Here is a 14,101-nt window from a genome sequence, read left to right as displayed (position 1 = left end):
AGAAGGAGCTGCGGTTCGCGATCCGGGAGGGGGGGCGGACGGTGGGGGCCGGCGTGGTGGCGGAGATCGCGGAGTAGGCACATGGTCACCCTCACCGCCGACCAGAAGATCCGCATCCGGCTGAAGGCTTACGATCACCATCTCCTCGACCGCTCCATGAAGGAGATCGTGGAGACCGTCCGCCGGACCGGCGCGCGGGTCACGGGTCCCGTCCTGCTGCCCACCATCATCAACCGGTGGACGGTGCTCCGCTCGCCGCACGTGGACAAGACGTCGCGGGAGCAGTTCGAGATGCGCACTCACAAACGCCTGCTCGACATCCTCGACCCGACGCCGCAGACGGTGGACGCGCTGATGAAGCTGGAGCTGCCGAGCGGCGTGGACGTCGAGATCAAGCTCTAGCGAGACCACCACCATGGCGATGAAGGAAGGGCTGATCGGCCGGAAGGTGGGGATGACCCAGGTCTTCGGAGACGACGGGGCCATGATCCCGGTCACCGTGGTGGAGCTGGGCCCGTGCACGGTCGTGGGTGTGCGCACGACGGCCACGCACGGCTACGACGCGCTGCAGCTGGGGTTCTTGCCGCGAAAGAAGAACGCGACCAAGGCGATGGCCGGCGTCTACAAGAAGGTGGGCATCGCGACGCCGATGAAGGTCCTCCGGGAGATCCGCCTGCAGAAGACCGAGGCGCTCCAGCCTTACCAGGTGGGGCAGACGCTCACGGCCGCGCTCTTCGCGCCCGGCGAGCTGGTGGACGTGGTGGGCGTCAGCAAGGGCAAGGGCTTCCAGGGTGGCGTCAAGCGCCACGGCTGGTCTGGCGGCGATCAGAGCCACGGCTCCATGTTCCACCGGGCGCCGGGCTCCATCGGGGCCTCCTCCGATCCGTCGCGCGTCTGGCCCGGGCATCACCTCCCGGGCCGCATGGGTGGCGACCGGCGGACCGTGCTGAACCTCCCCGTGGTGCGTGTGCTCCCGGAGCGGAACCTTCTCCTCCTGCGCGGGGCGGTGCCGGGCGCCCGCGGTGGGGTCGTCGTCGTGAGGAAGAGCGTGAAGCAGACCAAGGCCCAGCAGAAGGCGCAGGGGGCGAAGTAGCCATGCCCAGTGTTCCCGTGCTCGACCAGAACGGCAAGGCCCAGGGGACGCTGGAGCTGTCCGCCGAGGTGTTCGGCGGGCCGATCCGGACGGCCCTCCTGCACCAGAGCGTGGTCCGCGAGCTGGCCGCGAGACGGGCCGGTACGCACGACACGAAGGGGCGGAGCGAGGTGTCCGGCGGCGGCCGGAAGCCATGGCGGCAGAAGGGGACGGGGCGCGCGCGACAGGGTTCCATCCGGGCGACCCAGTGGAAGGGCGGCGGTAAGCCCTTCGGGCCCACGCCGCGGAAGTACGACAAGCGCATGCCCGTCGAGATGCGGCGGGCGGCGCTCCGCGCGGCGCTCGCCGCCAAGGTCGCGGCGGGGGAGGTGACGGTGGTGGAGCATGTCGGCGTCGCGGAGCCCAGGACCAGGGCCCTCGCCAGCTGGCTCAAGGGGCTCGGCGTCGCCTCCGGCCCGACCCTGCTCGTGGTGTCCGCGCTGACGCCGGCCCTCGACCGCGCGGCGCGGAACATCCCATGGCTCCAGCTGGAGACGCCGACGCAGACGTCGGCCTACGCGCTCCTCAGGAACGGCCGCGTGATCGCCGAGCGCGGGGCCGTTCTCGCCCTGCAGGAGGCACTCGCGAAATGAGGGACCCCCGGACCGTGCTGCTCAAACCGGTCATGACCGAGAAGAGCATGCAGCAGAAGGAAGACCTCAACGCCGTGACCTTCCAGGTCGCCGTGGACGCCAACAAGGTGGAGATCCGGCAGGCCGTGGAGCGGGTCTTCAACGTCAAGGTGGCGGATGTGCGTACCCAGTCCCGCGAGGGCAAGTGGAAGCGGATGGGGCGCTTCGAGGGCCGCCGGTCGTCGTGGAAGAAGGCCATCGTGACGCTTGCGCCCGGCCACAAGATCGAGCTCGTGGAAGGGGCATAGACGCATGGGAATCCGGACACTGAAGCCCACCTCGCCCGCCCGGCGCTACATGACGCTCCTCACCAACGAGGAGATCACGAAGACGACGCCGGAGAAGAGCCTGCTCTCCCCCAAGCGCCGCACCAACGGGCGCAACTCCGCCGGTCGCATCACGGTCCGGCACCGGGGCGGCGGCGCCAAGCGCATGCTCCGCGACATCGACTTCCGGCGGGAGAAGCTGGGCATCCCGGCCAGGGTGGCGGGCATCGAGTACGACCCGAATCGCTCCGCTCGGATCGCGCTGCTGCACTACCGGGATGGGGAGAAGCGCTACATCATCGCGCCCCTCGGGCTCAAGCCGGGCGATGTCGTGATGTCCGGCCCGCAGGCGGACATCCTCCCGGGGAACGCCCTGCCCCTCCGGAGCATCCCGCTGGGCACGCTCGTGCACAACGTGGAGCTCCAGCCCGGCAAGGGTGGGCAGCTCTGCCGGAGCGCCGGCACCCTGGCGCAGCTGCTGGCGAAGGAAGGTGACCATGCCAACCTCAAGCTGCCCTCCGGAGAGGTGCGACAGGTGAAGCTCGAGTGCATGGCGACCGTGGGCCAGGTGGGGAACCTGGATCACGAGAACGTCTCCGTCGGGAAGGCCGGACGGGTGCGCTGGCGCGGCTTCCGGCCCACGGTCCGGGGGACGGTGATGAACCCCGTCGACCACCCCATGGGGGGCGGCGAAGGCAAGGGAAAGGGCAATCATCCCATGACCCCGTGGGGGAAGCCTACCAAGGGCTACAAGACACGGCGAGGCGCGAGGCCGTCCGACCGCTACATCGTCACGCGCAGGACCAGGTAGGGAGAGGACGACATGGGCCGCTCGCTGAGCAAGGGACCGTACGTCGAGGCCCGGCTGCAGAGTCGGATCGAGGATCTCAACCGCGCGCGCCAGAAGAAGGTGCTGAAGACCTGGTCGCGCCGCTCCACCGTCCTGCCGGAGTTCGTCGGCCACACGCTGGCCGTCCACAACGGGAAGAAGTTCATCCCCGTCTACATCACCGAGAACATGGTCGGGCATCGGCTGGGCGAGTTCGCCCTGACGCGGACCTTCAAGGCGCACGGCGCGTCGGAGAAGGCCGCGACCTCCCCCACGGGAAAGGCCTGAGTCGGCCATGAAGACGCAGGCGACCGCGCGCTACATCCGGGTGTCGGCCAGCAAGGCCCGGCTCGTGCTGGATCACATCCGCGGCAAGTCCGTGGGCGACGCGCTCGCGACGCTCCAGCTCGCGCCGAAGAGCGCCGCCCGGCTGATCGAGAAGGTCCTGCGGTCGGCCATCGCCAACGCCGAGCACAACCACCAGGTCCGGAACCTCGATGACCTCCGCGTGGTCAAGGCGATCGCCGACGGCGGGCCTTCGCTGAAGCGTGTGTCGCCGCGCGCCATGGGGCGCGCGTTCTTCATCAAGCACCGGACCAGTCACCTGACCATCCAGCTCTCCGACGAGACGCCCCGGGTCGAGTCGCGGCGGGCGGGCGCGAGGTAACCATGGGGCAGAAGACACATCCGGTCGGGTTCCGGCTGGGCGCCACGCGCACGTGGAGCTCCCGGTGGTTCGCCACGAAGGGCTACGCCGCCCTCCTGCACGAGGACGTGAAGATCCGGCGCTTCATCAAGTCCGCGCTCTACCACGCCGGGATCTCGCGCATCGACATCGAGCGCTCCGCCAACCGGGCGCGCATCACCATCTTCACCGCCCGGCCGGGAATCATCATCGGCCGGAAGGGTGCCGAGGTGGAGAAGCTGAAGAACGAGATCCAGGGCCGCACGGCGAAGGAGGTCCACCTCAACATCGAGGAGGTGGTGCACCCGGAGCTGGACGCCCAGCTGGTCGCCGAGAACGTCGCGCTGCAGCTCCAGAAGCGGGTGGCGTTCCGGCGCGCCATGAAGAAGGCGGTGCAGTCGGCGCTCCGGCTGGGCGCCGACGGCATCAGGATCGCCTGCTCGGGGCGTCTGGGCGGTGCCGAGATTGCCCGCCGCGAGTGGTACCGGGATGGTCGGGTGCCGCTGCACACGATCCGCGCGGACATCGACTACGGACTCGCGGAGGCCCACACGACGTACGGTGCTATCGGGGTCAAGGTGTGGATTTTCAAAGGTGAGGTTCTTCCCACGCAGCGACCGGGCGAGGTCTAGCCGCAATGCTGATGCCCAAGCGCGTCAAGTACCGCAAGGCCCAGCGCGGCCGCATGGCCGGCAAGGCCCAGCGCGGGTCGACGCTTGCCTTCGGCGACTACGGGCTCAAGGCGCTGGAGCCGGGGTGGGTGACCAACCGGCAGATCGAGGCGGCCCGGGTCTCGCTCGCGCGGAGCGTGAAGCGGGGAGGGAAGATCTTTATCCGGATCTTCCCGGACAAGCCGGTCACCAAGAAGCCCGCCGAGACCCGGATGGGCAAGGGAAAGGGCAACCCCGAGTTCTGGGTGGCGGTGGTCAAGCCGGGCCGCATCCTCTACGAGATGGAGGGCGTCGACGAGGCCACGGCGCGGGACGGCTTCCGGCTTGCGGCCCAGAAGCTCGGGATCAAGACCAAGTTCGTGTCCCGGACGCGGACGGCCTGAGGCGACCATGAAGGCGGCCAAGTGGCGTGAGATGTCGGGCGAGGAGCTCTCGCAGAAGGCCAAGGAGCTGACCGAGGAGCTATTCAACCTCCGGTTCCAGCTGTCCATGGGGGTGGCCAAGAACCCGTCCCGCGTGGGTCAGGCCCGGCGCGACCTGGCGCGGGTCCAGACCGTACTGCGCCAGCGTGAGGTGACGGCGGCGGGCGAAACGCAGCCGAAGAAGCAAGCGTAGCTGTCCGGCGGGGGCGGGCGGGCGACAGCCCGGGTGCCCGCGGGGTGACGGCAGCTGGGGGAGCGCGAGGGAACGGGCGGGCGTGAGGATCCGGCGGGGGCGGGCGGGCGACAGCCCGGGTGCCCGCCCCAGGTGAAAGGACCAACGTGGGAGACAAGAAGACCCGAGAGGGCATGGTGATCAGCGACAAGATGACGAAGACCCGCGTGGTCCTCATCGAGCGGGTCTTCCGCCACCCCCGGTACGAGCGCGTGGTGCGGCGGACCAAACGCATGAAGGCCCATGACGAGACCAATGCCAGCAAGACCGGGGACCGGGTCCTCCTCGAGGAGACGCGGCCGCTGTCCAAGGGCAAGCGGTGGCAGATCCGCGAGATCCTGACCCGCGTGTCATGAGGGATTCCGAGGGAGAGAGCGCGACAGAGCCATGATCCAGCCCAGGACGATGCTCGACGTGGCGGATAACTCCGGAGCCAAGAAGGCCCAGTGTATCCGCGTGATGGGTGGCGGGAACAAGCGGACCGCCTCCCTGGGCGACATCATCATCGTCGCCGTCAAGGAGGCGGCGCCGGACGGCACCGTGAAGAAGGGCGAGGTGGCCCGCGCCGTCGTCGTGCGCACCGTGAAGGAGGTGGGGCGGAAGGACGGCTCCTACATCCGCTTCGACCGCAACGCGGTCGTCCTGCTCAAGGCCGACGACAACCCGGTCGGGACTCGCATCTTCGGCCCCGTGGCCCGGGAACTCAGGGACAAGCAGTTCACGAAGATCATCTCCCTGGCGCCGGAAGTCATCTAGGGAGGCCACCGAGGACCATCATGGCGCAGTCGCACGTTCGCAAGGGGGACACGGTGGTGGTGGTCGCGGGGCGAGAGCGGGGGAAGCGTGGCAAGGTGCTCCGCGTGTTCCCGGCCGACGGACGCGTCCTCGTCGAGCGGCTCAACATGATGAAGAAGCACCAGCGCCCGACCCAGAAGCTCCGCCAGGGCGGTATCATCGAGCGGGAGGCGCCGCTGCACCTCTCGAACGTGATGCTGGTGGATCCCCGGACCGACAAACCCACGCGGGTCGGTGTCCGGCTGCTGGCGGACGGCAAGAAGGCCCGCATCGCCAGGAAGTCTGGCGAGATCATCGACAAGGCGTAAAGACCATGGCCGAGGCGAAGAAGGCTGACAAGGCACAGAAGGCCCCTCAGGGAGGACCTGCCGGCGCCACCGGCAAGAAGCAGCCGGCGCAGGCGGGGAAGGGCGGCAAGGGGACTCCGGCTCCCGCCCCCGCGGCTCCCGCGACGCGCCCGAAGGCGACGGGAGCGGTGCCGCCGCGGCTGCAGGGGCGGTTCAGGGCCACCGTGATCTCCGCCCTCATGAAGGAGCGGGGCTACACCAACCCCTTCCAGGTGCCCAGGCTCGCCAAGATCGTCATCAACATGGGGGTCGGCGAGGGCAAGGAGAACGCGAAGGTGCTCGACTTCGCCACGGCGGATCTGCAGGCCATCACGGGCCAGAAGCCGGTGGTCACGCGCGCGAAGAAGTCCATCGCGAACTTCAAGCTGCGGGAGAACGCCCCGATCGGGTGCAAGGTCACGCTCCGCGGGGCCCGGATGTGGGAGTTCCTGGACCGGCTGGTCAACGTGGCGCTGCCGCGTGTGCGGGACTTCAAGGGGGTGGCCCCGAAGGCCTTCGACGGCCGCGGCAACTACGCGCTCGGGCTCAAGGAGCAGGTGATCTTTCCGGAGATCGTGTACGACAAGGTGGACAAGGTGCGCGGCATGGACGTCGTCATGGTGACCAGCGCAAAGACCGACGAAGAGGCGAAGGCGCTGCTGACCCACCTCGGCGTGCCCTTCAGGGAGTCCTGAGCATGGCGAAGATCTCACTGATCATGAAATCCCAGCGCCCGGCCAAGTTCCAGTCGCGGGCCTACTCGCGCTGCAAGATCTGCGGGCGCCCGCGCGGCTTCCTCCGCAAGTTCCAGTGCTGCCGGATCTGTTTCCGGGAACTCGCGCTCAAGGGCGAGGTACCGGGCGTGATCAAGGCGAGCTGGTAGGAGCCCCGCAACCATGATGACGGATCCCATCGCGGACCTGCTGACTCGCATCCGCAACGCCAGTCGCGCCGAGCACGAGAAGGTGGACATCCCGGCCTCCAAGCTCAAGGTCCGGATCGCGGAGATCCTCAAGGCGGAGGGGTTCGTGAAGAACTTCCGCTTCATCGAGGAGCCCCGGCCGGGTACCCTGCGCGTGTACCTGAAGTACGGGACGGGGAACGAGAAGATCATCTCCGGCTTGGTGCGCGTGTCGCGGCCTGGCCGGCGCGTGTACGTGGGAAAGGACAAGACCCCCTCGATCCTCGGGGGCATGGGCGTCGCCATCCTCTCCACGTCGCGCGGCGTGATGACCGATCGCGAGGTCCGCAAGCAGGGGCTGGGCGGCGAAGTCCTGGCCTACGTCTGGTAGGAGCGACCATGTCCCGAATCGGCAAGAAGCCCATTCCCATCCCCCAGGGCGTCACGGTGGCCATCGCGGGGCCCACCGTCCGGGTGGACGGGCCCAGGGGCAAGCTCTCGCACACGCTCCCGGCCGGTGTCTCCGTCGCCGCGGACGGGAGCGTGCTCACGGTGGCGCGCGCCTCGGACCAGCGTACGGTCCGGGCCCTGCACGGGCTCACACGCTCGCTGCTGGCCAACATGGTCCACGGGGTCAAGACCGGCTTCGAGCGTAAGCTTGAGATCGTCGGGATCGGCTATCGGGCCCAGGTCGCGGGCCAGAACCTGCAGCTCGCCCTGGGGTACTCCCACCCGGTGATCTTCCCGCTGCCCGAGGGGGTCCAGGCCGAGGTGGAGAAGCAGGTTTCCATCACGTTGCGCGGGGCGGACAAGGCGCTCCTCGGACAGACGGCGGCCAAGCTCCGCGCGCTCCGCAAGCCGGATCCGTACAAGGGCAAGGGGATCAAGTACGCCGACGAGCACATCCGGCGGAAGGTCGGCAAGAAGGCGGGGGCCAAGTGATGCTCACGAGCCACAAGGTCGAGGGGCGCAAGATTCGCCACGTGCGCATCCGCCGCGCGGTCCGGGGGACGCCGGCACGGCCGCGGCTCACCGTGTTCCGGAGCCTTCACCACATCTACGCGCAGATCGTCGACGACGTGTCGCGACGCACCGTGGTGGCGGTGGACAGCCGCGCGCCCGAATTCCAGGAGAAGATGAAGACCGGCGGCAACGTCGCGGCGGCCAAGCTGGTAGGCGAGCTCCTCGCCCAGCGGGCGCGCGCGAAGGGCGTGGGCGCCGTGGTCTTCGATCGAGGGGGTTATCAATATCACGGGCGGGTCAAGGCACTGGCCGATGCGGCTCGGGCCGGTGGCCTCACGTTCTGAGGAGGGCTGAGTGGCTCAGGCGCGAATCGATTCCAGTGCGCTGGACCTGACCGACCGGGTGGTTGCCATCAACCGGGTGGCCAAGGTCGTCAAGGGCGGCCGGCGGTTCTCCTTCACTGCCCTCGTGGTGGTGGGGGACGGGCACGGCCACGTGGGGGTAGGGCTCGGCAAGGCCCGTGAGGTGCCCGAGGCGATCCGGAAATCGGTGGAGCACGCCAAGAAGGATCTCGTCTACGTCCCGCTGCGGGACACCACCATCCCATGTGAGATCACGGGCCATTTCGGCGCGGCGCGCGTGTACCTCAAGCCCGCCGCCCAGGGCACCGGCGTCATCGCCGGGGGAGCAGTGCGCCCCGTGCTGGAGGCGGCCGGTGTCCAGGACATCCTCACGAAGACGCTCGGTACGAACAACCCGCACAATGTCCTGAAGGCCACGATCGACGCCCTCCGGCGCATGAAGCGGCTGCTGGACATCCATGCTGCACGCCGGCGCTCCGTCGACGGCGAGAACCAGGAGGTGGCCGGTGCCAAGGAAGGTTAGGGTCACCCTGGTGAAGAGCATCATCGGGCTCAGCCCAAAGCAGGAGGCGACCGTCAAGGCCCTGGGGCTGCACCGCATCCGGCACACGGTCGAGCAGGAGGACACCCCGACCCTCCGGGGTATGATCAAGGCGGTGGAGTTCTGCCTCAAGGTGGACGAGGCATGAGACTGGAAGATCTGCGTCCGGCACCCGGCTCCACGAAGAAGCGCAAGCGCATCGGCCGCGGGCCCGGGTCCGGGCACGGCAAGACCTCCGGGAAGGGCCACAAGGGGCTCAAGGCCCGCTCCGGCGGGGGCGCTCGTCCGGGCTTCGAGGGCGGCCAGATGCCGCTCTACCGGAGGCTGCCCAAGCGCGGCTTCCTCCCTCACGGCGGCAAGAGCGAGTTCGCGATCGTCAACCTCAAGGACGTGGTGGCGAGCTTCGCGGCGGGCAGCGTGGTGGACCCTGACAGCCTGCTCCAGGCCCGACTGATCAAGAAGGCGGACCGGGGCGCCGTGAAGATCCTCGGCGAGGGCGACGTCTCCCATGCCCTCACGGTCCGCGCCCACAAGATCAGCGAGTCGGCGCGGCGCAAGGTCGAGGCCGCTGGCGGGCGGGTCGAGGTGCTCCCGGCATGATGGAGGGCCTGCAGAGCTTCCGGAACATCTTCAAGATCCCGGAGCTCAAGCGTCGCGTGCTGGTGACCCTGGGACTGCTGGCCGTTTACCGCCTCGGAGCCCACGTCCCCACGCCCGGGGTCGACGGCGCGGCGCTCGCCCAGTTCTTCAACCAGGTCCAGGGCACGCTGCTGGGCATGGTGGACCTCTTCTCCGGGGGCAACCTGCGGCGGCTCACCGTCTTCGCGCTGGGCATCATGCCGTACATCTCGGCGTCCATCATCCTGCAGCTCCTGACGGTGGTGATCCCCGCGCTCGAGCGGCTCGCCAAGGAAGGGGAGGCCGGAAAGAAGAAGATCACCCAGTACACCCGCTACGGCACCATCGGGCTGTCGCTCGTGCAGTCCTTCGGCATCGCGGTGGGTCTGGAGAGCATGCGGAGCCCCGGCGGCGGGACCATCGTCCCCGATCCGGGATGGGCCTTCCGACTGCTCACCATGATCACGCTCACCACCGGGACCGCGCTCATCATGTGGCTGGGCGAGCAGATCTCCGAGAAAGGGATCGGCAACGGCATCTCGCTCATCATCTTCGCCGGCATCGTGGTGCGCCTGCCCTCGGCCATCGTGTCGTCGTACACCCTCATCGCCACGGGCGAGCTCAAGCTGTTCGTGTTCCTCGGCCTCGTCATCATGATGGTCGGGGTGACGGCTGCGGTGGTGATCATGCAGGAGGGCCAGCGGAAGATCCCTGTGCAGTACGCCAAGCGGGTCGTCGGCCGGCGGATCTACGGTGGGCAGTCCACCCACATCCCGCTGCGGGTGAACACGGCGGGGGTCATCCCGGTGATCTTCGCCTCTTCGCTCATCCTGTTCCCGGCGACGCTCACTCGGTTCATCCAGCACCCGTGGATGCAGGCCATCTCGGAGGCGCTGTCGCCGGGCCGGTTCACCTACACGCTGCTGTACTGCGGCCTCATCATCTTCTTCGCGTACTTCTACACCGCCATCGTGTTCAACCCCGTGGACCTCGCCGACAATATGAAGAAGTACGGTGGCTTCATTCCTGGCGTGCGCCCGGGCAAGAAGACGGCGGAGTACATCGACCGGACGCTGACTCGCATCACGCTGCCGGGCGCGGTGTTCCTGGCGCTCATCTCGGTGCTCCCCGACTTCCTCATCCAATGGTTCAACACACCGTTCTACTTCGGCGGGACGAGCCTCCTGATCGTCGTCGGCGTGGCACTGGACACCGTGCGGCAGATGGAGTCGCACCTCTTGATGCGGAACTACGAGGGATTCCTGCGGAGGAAGGCGAAGGCGCGCGCGTGAGCCACCGAATCATCCTTCTGGGAGCCCCCGGTTCGGGCAAGGGGACGCAGGCGCGACAACTGGCCGCGGAGTGGGGCGTTCCCCAGGTCGCCACGGGGGACATGCTGCGGGACGCGGCGGCGCAGGGCAATCCGCTCGGGCTCGAGGCCAAGCGACACATGGACTCCGGCGCGCTGGTGCCGGACGAGGTGGTGATCGGGCTGGTGGCCGAGCGGCTGCGGAGCCCCGACGCCAAGGCGAGGTTCGTCCTGGATGGCTTCCCCCGCACCGTGATCCAGGCGGAGGCGCTCGACCGGCTGCTCGGCGACGAGGGGCTTCCGCTGGACCGGGTCGTGTTCCTCGACGTGTCCCGCGAGGAACTGCTGCGCCGGCTCACCGGCCGGCGCGTCTGCCGGAAGTGCGGGACCGCCTACCACGTCGCCTCGGCGCCGCCGAAGACGCCGGACCGGTGCGACCGCTGCCCGGGCGAGCTCTACCAGCGGGCGGACGACGCGCCCGCGGCGGTGGCGCGCCGGCTCGACGTCTACGAGAAACAGACGGCCCCGCTGCTGGCGTACTACGAGCGCCGGGGCCTCCTGGAGGCCGTCCGGGGCGAGGGGGCCATGGACGGCGTGACGGCGAGCATCCGGAAGGCCGTGGGGGGAGCGGGAGCGGCGTGATCGTCCTGAAGTCAGGGCGTGAGTTGGGTCACATGCGGGCAGCCGGCCGCATCCTGGCCGACGTCAAGGAGCGTCTCCGCGCGATCGTGCGGGCGGGAGTGACGACCAAGGAGATCGACGCCGATGCCGAGAGCTTCATCGTGAAACGCGGGGCGCAGTCGGCCTTCAAGGGGTACCGGGGCTACCCCGCGACGGTGTGCACCTCCATCAACCACGAGGTCGTGCACGGGATCCCGTCGGAGAAGCGCAAATTGGCCGAGGGCGACATCATCGGGCTGGACCTGGGGTGTATCGTCGAGGGGTACTACGCCGACTGCGCCATCACGCTGGCAGTGGGCGCCGTGCCGCAGCGGGTGCAGGAGCTGCTCGACGTGACGCGCGAGAGCCTCGACAAGGCCATCGTCCAGTGCCGTCCGGGCAGCCGTCTCGGCGACATCTCGCACGCGGTGCAGAGCCACTGCGAGAGCCACGGCTTCGGGGTGGTGCGGGCCTTCGTGGGCCACGGCATCGGCCGGCAGCTCCACGAGGACCCCCAGGTGCCGAACTTCGGGGAGCCCGGGCGCGGGCCGATGCTCAAGGCCGGCATGGTGCTGGCCATCGAGCCCATGGTCACCATCGGCTCGTGGGAGGTCCGTATCCTCGAGGACCGCTGGACGGCGGTCACGGAGGACGGCAGTCTGGCGGCGCACTTCGAGGACACGATCGCGATCACGGACAACGGCCCGGAGATCCTGACACGCCGGGAGCCTGGGGCGTAGGCGGTGGGAGTCGCATGACCAAAGAAGACGCCATCGAGGTGGAGGGAACCGTCGTCGAGCCGCTGCCCAACGCCATGTTCCGGGTCGAGCTCGAGAACGGGCACAAGGTGCTCGCCCACGTGTCCGGGAAGATGCGGATGAACTTCATCCGGATCCTCCCGGGGGACAAGGTGAAGGTGGAGCTGTCCCCCTACGACCTGACGCGCGGCCGCATCACGTACCGGTTCAAGTAAAGGTCTGGCGAGCCGCAGCCGGAGGCGAGGCGAGCGAAGGTGAGAGGGCCCCGAGCGGAGCGAGGGGGCGAGCCGCAGCCGGAGGCGAGGCGAGCGGATCGGGAAGAGAGACGAGGATGAGAGAGCTGGCGAGCACAGTGCCGGAGGGGTCATGAAAGTCCGGCCTTCGATCAAGGTGCGCTGCGAGAGCTGCAAGATCGTTCGGCGGCAGGGGGCCGTCCGCATCATCTGCAAGAACCCGCGCCACAAGCAGCGACAGGGATAGCCCCGGAGGGGCGTGGGCCCGTCCGCCCGCCCCGTGGAGAGAAGACATATGGCACGTATCGCAGGAGTGGATCTGCCGCGGGACAAGCGCGGGGAGATCGCGATCCAGTACATCTACGGGATCGGGATCCCCTCGGCGAGGAAGATCTTCGCCGAGGCCCGGGTGGACCCCAACAAGCGAGTCAAGAGCTGGACCGACGACGAGACGGCCCGCATCCGCGAGATCATCGAGCGCGCGTACAAGGTGGAGGGCGACCTCCGCAGAGAGGTGGCCATGAACGTGAAGCGGCTGATGGACATCGGCTGCTACCGCGGGATCCGCCACCGAAAGGGTCTGCCCGTGCGCGGCCAGCGCACCCACACCAACGCCCGGACGCGCAAGGGCCGGAGCAAAGGCGTCATGGTCAAGAAGAAGCCGGTCGCCGCCGCGCCTGCCGCCCCTGCGCCGAAGAAATAGGGAGCCGTATCATGGCCGACGCAGCCGAAGAGAAGCCGGCCGCCCCGCGAAAGGGCAGCCGCAAGCGAGAGCGCAAGGAGGTCCGCGTGGGGATCGCCCACGTGCAGGCCACCTTCAACAACACCATCGTGACCCTCACCGACAAGACGGGCAACGTCATCTCGTGGGCCAGCGCCGGGAGCGTGGGCTTCAAGGGCTCGCGGAAGAGCACGCCGTTCGCCGCGCAGACCGCTGCCGAGAACGCCGCCCGGAAGGCCATGGATCTCGGGCTCAAGCAGGTGGAGGTCTTCGTCAAGGGCCCCGGCGCAGGCCGCGAGGCGGCCATCCGGTCGCTGCAGGCCGTCGGGCTCGAGATCTCCGCGATCCGCGACGTGACGCCGATTCCGCACAACGGCTGCCGGCCGCCGAAGCGGCGGCGGGTGTAGGGAGGGCGGGAGCGTTGGCCAGATATCGAGCGGCGGTCTGCCGGCAGTGCCGGCGCGAGGGGATCAAGCTGTTCCTGAAGGGGGCGCGCTGCTTCACCGAGAAGTGCGCCATCGAGCGGCGGAACTACCCCCCGGGCCAGCACGGACTCAGCCGGACGAAGCTCACGCCCTATGGGGTGCAGCTCCGGGAGAAACAGAAGGCCAAGCACATCTACGGCGTGCTCGAGAGCCAGTTCCGGCGGTACTTCGAGCGGGCGGAGCGCGAGAAGGGAGTCACCGGCGAGAACCTGCTCAAGCTGCTCGAGCGGCGCCTGGACAACGTGGTATTCCGGCTGGGGATGGCGGCGTCGCGGCGCGAGGGCCGGCAGATGGTCGGCCACGGGCACTTCCAGGTCAACGGGCGAAAGGTGTCCGTCCCCTCGTACATCGTGAAGGTGGGGGAAGTCGTCCAGCTTCGGCCGAGATCCAAGTTCGCCGAGCGCGTGGCCGACAATCTGGCGGCGGGGCGCGCTGCGGTTCCGCCATGGCTCCAGGTGGACGTCAACGAAAAGCAGGGGACCGTGCGGGGCCTCCCGATGCGGGAGGACATCCAGATCCCCGTGCAGGAGCAGCTGATCGTCGAGCTGTTCTCAAAGTAG

General features: G+C 68.7%; 30 protein-coding genes. All 30 read left to right on the top strand.

The genetic code is table 11. From position 1 onward, the window contains the following. Positions 1 to 77: elongation factor Tu (locus tag HYV93_05045; protein ID MBI2525330.1), on the top strand; the 77-nt coding region annotated here is incomplete at its 5' end. A gap of 4 nt (positions 78 to 81) precedes the next feature. Next, positions 82 to 402: a 30S ribosomal protein S10 gene (gene rpsJ, locus HYV93_05040; protein MBI2525329.1), complete on the top strand. Its 321-nt coding sequence runs from the start codon at positions 82 to 84 to the stop codon at positions 400 to 402. A gap of 19 nt (positions 403 to 421) precedes the next feature. Continuing rightward, positions 422 to 1,093 (top strand): 50S ribosomal protein L3, encoded by a 672-nt coding sequence (gene rplC / locus HYV93_05035; GenBank protein MBI2525328.1) that lies wholly within the window; start codon positions 422 to 424, stop codon positions 1,091 to 1,093. A gap of 2 nt (positions 1,094 to 1,095) precedes the next feature. Next, positions 1,096 to 1,725 (top strand): 50S ribosomal protein L4, encoded by a 630-nt coding sequence (rplD, locus tag HYV93_05030; protein MBI2525327.1) that lies wholly within the window; start codon positions 1,096 to 1,098, stop codon positions 1,723 to 1,725. Further along, positions 1,722 to 2,012 (top strand): 50S ribosomal protein L23, encoded by a 291-nt coding sequence (gene rplW, locus HYV93_05025; protein ID MBI2525326.1) that lies wholly within the window; start codon positions 1,722 to 1,724, stop codon positions 2,010 to 2,012. The genes rplD and rplW overlap by 4 nt, the downstream gene beginning before the upstream one ends. Positions 2,013 to 2,016: 4 nt before the next feature. After that, complete coding sequence (gene rplB / locus HYV93_05020; protein MBI2525325.1) at positions 2,017 to 2,841, top strand: 50S ribosomal protein L2; 825 nt, start codon at positions 2,017 to 2,019, stop codon at positions 2,839 to 2,841. Between the two features lie 12 nt (positions 2,842 to 2,853). Beyond that, positions 2,854 to 3,147 (top strand): 30S ribosomal protein S19, encoded by a 294-nt coding sequence (gene rpsS / locus HYV93_05015; GenBank protein MBI2525324.1) that lies wholly within the window; start codon positions 2,854 to 2,856, stop codon positions 3,145 to 3,147. 7 nt (positions 3,148 to 3,154) lie between these two features. After that, positions 3,155 to 3,526: a 50S ribosomal protein L22 gene (gene rplV / locus HYV93_05010; GenBank protein MBI2525323.1), complete on the top strand. Its 372-nt coding sequence runs from the start codon at positions 3,155 to 3,157 to the stop codon at positions 3,524 to 3,526. Between the two features lie 2 nt (positions 3,527 to 3,528). Beyond that, positions 3,529 to 4,176 carry a 30S ribosomal protein S3 gene (rpsC, locus tag HYV93_05005; GenBank protein ID MBI2525322.1) on the top strand — a complete coding sequence of 216 codons (648 nt, stop codon included), beginning with the start codon at positions 3,529 to 3,531 and terminating at the stop codon, positions 4,174 to 4,176. Positions 4,177 to 4,181: 5 nt separating this feature from the next. Continuing rightward, positions 4,182 to 4,598 (top strand): 50S ribosomal protein L16, encoded by a 417-nt coding sequence (rplP, locus tag HYV93_05000; protein MBI2525321.1) that lies wholly within the window; start codon positions 4,182 to 4,184, stop codon positions 4,596 to 4,598. A 7-nt stretch (positions 4,599 to 4,605) separates the two neighbouring features. Continuing rightward, positions 4,606 to 4,830 carry a 50S ribosomal protein L29 gene (gene rpmC / locus HYV93_04995; protein MBI2525320.1) on the top strand — a complete coding sequence of 75 codons (225 nt, stop codon included), beginning with the start codon at positions 4,606 to 4,608 and terminating at the stop codon, positions 4,828 to 4,830. 173 nt (positions 4,831 to 5,003) lie between these two features. Then, positions 5,004 to 5,225 carry a 30S ribosomal protein S17 gene (gene rpsQ, locus HYV93_04990; GenBank protein MBI2525319.1) on the top strand — a complete coding sequence of 74 codons (222 nt, stop codon included), beginning with the start codon at positions 5,004 to 5,006 and terminating at the stop codon, positions 5,223 to 5,225. A 31-nt stretch (positions 5,226 to 5,256) separates the two neighbouring features. After that, positions 5,257 to 5,625, top strand: a complete 369-nt coding sequence (rplN, locus tag HYV93_04985; GenBank protein MBI2525318.1) for a 50S ribosomal protein L14 — start codon at positions 5,257 to 5,259, stop codon at positions 5,623 to 5,625. Positions 5,626 to 5,645: 20 nt separating this feature from the next. Further along, positions 5,646 to 5,972 carry a 50S ribosomal protein L24 gene (gene rplX / locus HYV93_04980; protein ID MBI2525317.1) on the top strand — a complete coding sequence of 109 codons (327 nt, stop codon included), beginning with the start codon at positions 5,646 to 5,648 and terminating at the stop codon, positions 5,970 to 5,972. A gap of 5 nt (positions 5,973 to 5,977) precedes the next feature. Then, positions 5,978 to 6,685: a 50S ribosomal protein L5 gene (gene rplE, locus HYV93_04975; protein ID MBI2525316.1), complete on the top strand. Its 708-nt coding sequence runs from the start codon at positions 5,978 to 5,980 to the stop codon at positions 6,683 to 6,685. A gap of 2 nt (positions 6,686 to 6,687) precedes the next feature. Continuing rightward, a complete protein-coding gene (locus HYV93_04970) occupies positions 6,688 to 6,873 on the top strand; it encodes a type Z 30S ribosomal protein S14 (GenBank protein MBI2525315.1) in 186 nt (61 codons plus the stop codon). Positions 6,874 to 6,886: 13 nt separating this feature from the next. After that, a complete protein-coding gene (rpsH, locus tag HYV93_04965; protein ID MBI2525314.1) occupies positions 6,887 to 7,282 on the top strand; it encodes a 30S ribosomal protein S8 in 396 nt (131 codons plus the stop codon). An 8-nt stretch (positions 7,283 to 7,290) separates the two neighbouring features. After that, on the top strand, positions 7,291 to 7,833 hold the full coding sequence (rplF, locus tag HYV93_04960) for a 50S ribosomal protein L6 (GenBank protein ID MBI2525313.1): 543 nt from the start codon (positions 7,291 to 7,293) through the stop codon (positions 7,831 to 7,833). Continuing rightward, entirely contained in the window at positions 7,833 to 8,198 is a 366-nt protein-coding gene (locus HYV93_04955; GenBank protein ID MBI2525312.1) for a 50S ribosomal protein L18, read from the top strand. The genes rplF and HYV93_04955 overlap by 1 nt, the downstream gene beginning before the upstream one ends. A 10-nt stretch (positions 8,199 to 8,208) precedes the next feature. Further along, entirely contained in the window at positions 8,209 to 8,739 is a 531-nt protein-coding gene (gene rpsE / locus HYV93_04950; protein ID MBI2525311.1) for a 30S ribosomal protein S5, read from the top strand. Beyond that, positions 8,675 to 8,905 carry a 50S ribosomal protein L30 gene (rpmD, locus tag HYV93_04945; GenBank protein MBI2525310.1) on the top strand — a complete coding sequence of 77 codons (231 nt, stop codon included), beginning with the start codon at positions 8,675 to 8,677 and terminating at the stop codon, positions 8,903 to 8,905. The genes rpsE and rpmD overlap by 65 nt, the downstream gene beginning before the upstream one ends. After that, entirely contained in the window at positions 8,902 to 9,357 is a 456-nt protein-coding gene (gene rplO, locus HYV93_04940; GenBank protein ID MBI2525309.1) for a 50S ribosomal protein L15, read from the top strand. Before rpmD ends, rplO begins: the two co-directional genes overlap by 4 nt. Next, positions 9,357 to 10,667 carry a preprotein translocase subunit SecY gene (gene secY, locus HYV93_04935; protein MBI2525308.1) on the top strand — a complete coding sequence of 437 codons (1,311 nt, stop codon included), beginning with the start codon at positions 9,357 to 9,359 and terminating at the stop codon, positions 10,665 to 10,667. The genes rplO and secY overlap by 1 nt, the downstream gene beginning before the upstream one ends. Continuing rightward, a complete protein-coding gene (locus tag HYV93_04930) occupies positions 10,664 to 11,326 on the top strand; it encodes an adenylate kinase (GenBank protein MBI2525307.1) in 663 nt (220 codons plus the stop codon). The genes secY and HYV93_04930 overlap by 4 nt, the downstream gene beginning before the upstream one ends. Beyond that, positions 11,323 to 12,084, top strand: coding sequence for a type I methionyl aminopeptidase (gene map / locus HYV93_04925; GenBank protein MBI2525306.1), 762 nt, complete (start codon positions 11,323 to 11,325; stop codon positions 12,082 to 12,084). Before HYV93_04930 ends, map begins: the two co-directional genes overlap by 4 nt. A 14-nt stretch (positions 12,085 to 12,098) precedes the next feature. Beyond that, the gene (gene infA / locus HYV93_04920; GenBank protein ID MBI2525305.1) at positions 12,099 to 12,317 is read left to right on the top strand and encodes a translation initiation factor IF-1; all 219 of its coding nucleotides are present in this window, start codon (positions 12,099 to 12,101) and stop codon (positions 12,315 to 12,317) included. 151 nt (positions 12,318 to 12,468) lie between these two features. Next, positions 12,469 to 12,582, top strand: coding sequence for a 50S ribosomal protein L36 (rpmJ, locus tag HYV93_04915; GenBank protein ID MBI2525304.1), 114 nt, complete (start codon positions 12,469 to 12,471; stop codon positions 12,580 to 12,582). Between the two features lie 48 nt (positions 12,583 to 12,630). Beyond that, positions 12,631 to 13,038, top strand: a complete 408-nt coding sequence (gene rpsM, locus HYV93_04910; protein MBI2525303.1) for a 30S ribosomal protein S13 — start codon at positions 12,631 to 12,633, stop codon at positions 13,036 to 13,038. Positions 13,039 to 13,049: 11 nt separating this feature from the next. Further along, entirely contained in the window at positions 13,050 to 13,463 is a 414-nt protein-coding gene (gene rpsK / locus HYV93_04905; GenBank protein MBI2525302.1) for a 30S ribosomal protein S11, read from the top strand. A gap of 14 nt (positions 13,464 to 13,477) precedes the next feature. Further along, positions 13,478 to 14,101, top strand: a complete 624-nt coding sequence (gene rpsD, locus HYV93_04900) for a 30S ribosomal protein S4 (protein ID MBI2525301.1) — start codon at positions 13,478 to 13,480, stop codon at positions 14,099 to 14,101.

It is taken from the genome of Candidatus Rokuibacteriota bacterium (assembly GCA_016188005.1).
In the GTDB taxonomy this organism is placed as follows: Bacteria; Methylomirabilota; Methylomirabilia; order Rokubacteriales; family CSP1-6; genus UBA12499.
This window is presented reverse-complemented; position numbering and strand designations above follow the sequence as displayed.

Coding starts and splice junctions, on each gene's coding strand:
- rpmC (MBI2525320.1), top strand. CDS start 4,606: ATGAAGGCGGCCAAGTGGCGTGAGATGTCGGGCGAGGAGCTCTCGCAG.
- rplV (MBI2525323.1), top strand. CDS start 3,155: ATGAAGACGCAGGCGACCGCGCGCTACATCCGGGTGTCGGCCAGCAAG.
- rplC (MBI2525328.1), top strand. CDS start 422: ATGAAGGAAGGGCTGATCGGCCGGAAGGTGGGGATGACCCAGGTCTTC.
- rplX (MBI2525317.1), top strand. CDS start 5,646: ATGGCGCAGTCGCACGTTCGCAAGGGGGACACGGTGGTGGTGGTCGCG.
- rplD (MBI2525327.1), top strand. CDS start 1,096: ATGCCCAGTGTTCCCGTGCTCGACCAGAACGGCAAGGCCCAGGGGACG.
- rplN (MBI2525318.1), top strand. CDS start 5,257: ATGATCCAGCCCAGGACGATGCTCGACGTGGCGGATAACTCCGGAGCC.
- rplW (MBI2525326.1), top strand. CDS start 1,722: ATGAGGGACCCCCGGACCGTGCTGCTCAAACCGGTCATGACCGAGAAG.
- rplB (MBI2525325.1), top strand. CDS start 2,017: ATGGGAATCCGGACACTGAAGCCCACCTCGCCCGCCCGGCGCTACATG.
- secY (MBI2525308.1), top strand. CDS start 9,357: ATGGAGGGCCTGCAGAGCTTCCGGAACATCTTCAAGATCCCGGAGCTC.
- rpsS (MBI2525324.1), top strand. CDS start 2,854: ATGGGCCGCTCGCTGAGCAAGGGACCGTACGTCGAGGCCCGGCTGCAG.
- rplO (MBI2525309.1), top strand. CDS start 8,902: ATGAGACTGGAAGATCTGCGTCCGGCACCCGGCTCCACGAAGAAGCGC.
- rpsM (MBI2525303.1), top strand. CDS start 12,631: ATGGCACGTATCGCAGGAGTGGATCTGCCGCGGGACAAGCGCGGGGAG.
- HYV93_04955 (MBI2525312.1), top strand. CDS start 7,833: ATGCTCACGAGCCACAAGGTCGAGGGGCGCAAGATTCGCCACGTGCGC.
- rpsH (MBI2525314.1), top strand. CDS start 6,887: ATGATGACGGATCCCATCGCGGACCTGCTGACTCGCATCCGCAACGCC.
- rpsJ (MBI2525329.1), top strand. CDS start 82: ATGGTCACCCTCACCGCCGACCAGAAGATCCGCATCCGGCTGAAGGCT.
- rplP (MBI2525321.1), top strand. CDS start 4,182: ATGCTGATGCCCAAGCGCGTCAAGTACCGCAAGGCCCAGCGCGGCCGC.
- rpmJ (MBI2525304.1), top strand. CDS start 12,469: ATGAAAGTCCGGCCTTCGATCAAGGTGCGCTGCGAGAGCTGCAAGATC.
- HYV93_04970 (MBI2525315.1), top strand. CDS start 6,688: ATGGCGAAGATCTCACTGATCATGAAATCCCAGCGCCCGGCCAAGTTC.
- rpsC (MBI2525322.1), top strand. CDS start 3,529: ATGGGGCAGAAGACACATCCGGTCGGGTTCCGGCTGGGCGCCACGCGC.
- infA (MBI2525305.1), top strand. CDS start 12,099: ATGACCAAAGAAGACGCCATCGAGGTGGAGGGAACCGTCGTCGAGCCG.
- rpmD (MBI2525310.1), top strand. CDS start 8,675: ATGCTGCACGCCGGCGCTCCGTCGACGGCGAGAACCAGGAGGTGGCCG.
- rplF (MBI2525313.1), top strand. CDS start 7,291: ATGTCCCGAATCGGCAAGAAGCCCATTCCCATCCCCCAGGGCGTCACG.
- rpsQ (MBI2525319.1), top strand. CDS start 5,004: ATGGTGATCAGCGACAAGATGACGAAGACCCGCGTGGTCCTCATCGAG.
- rpsK (MBI2525302.1), top strand. CDS start 13,050: ATGGCCGACGCAGCCGAAGAGAAGCCGGCCGCCCCGCGAAAGGGCAGC.
- rplE (MBI2525316.1), top strand. CDS start 5,978: ATGGCCGAGGCGAAGAAGGCTGACAAGGCACAGAAGGCCCCTCAGGGA.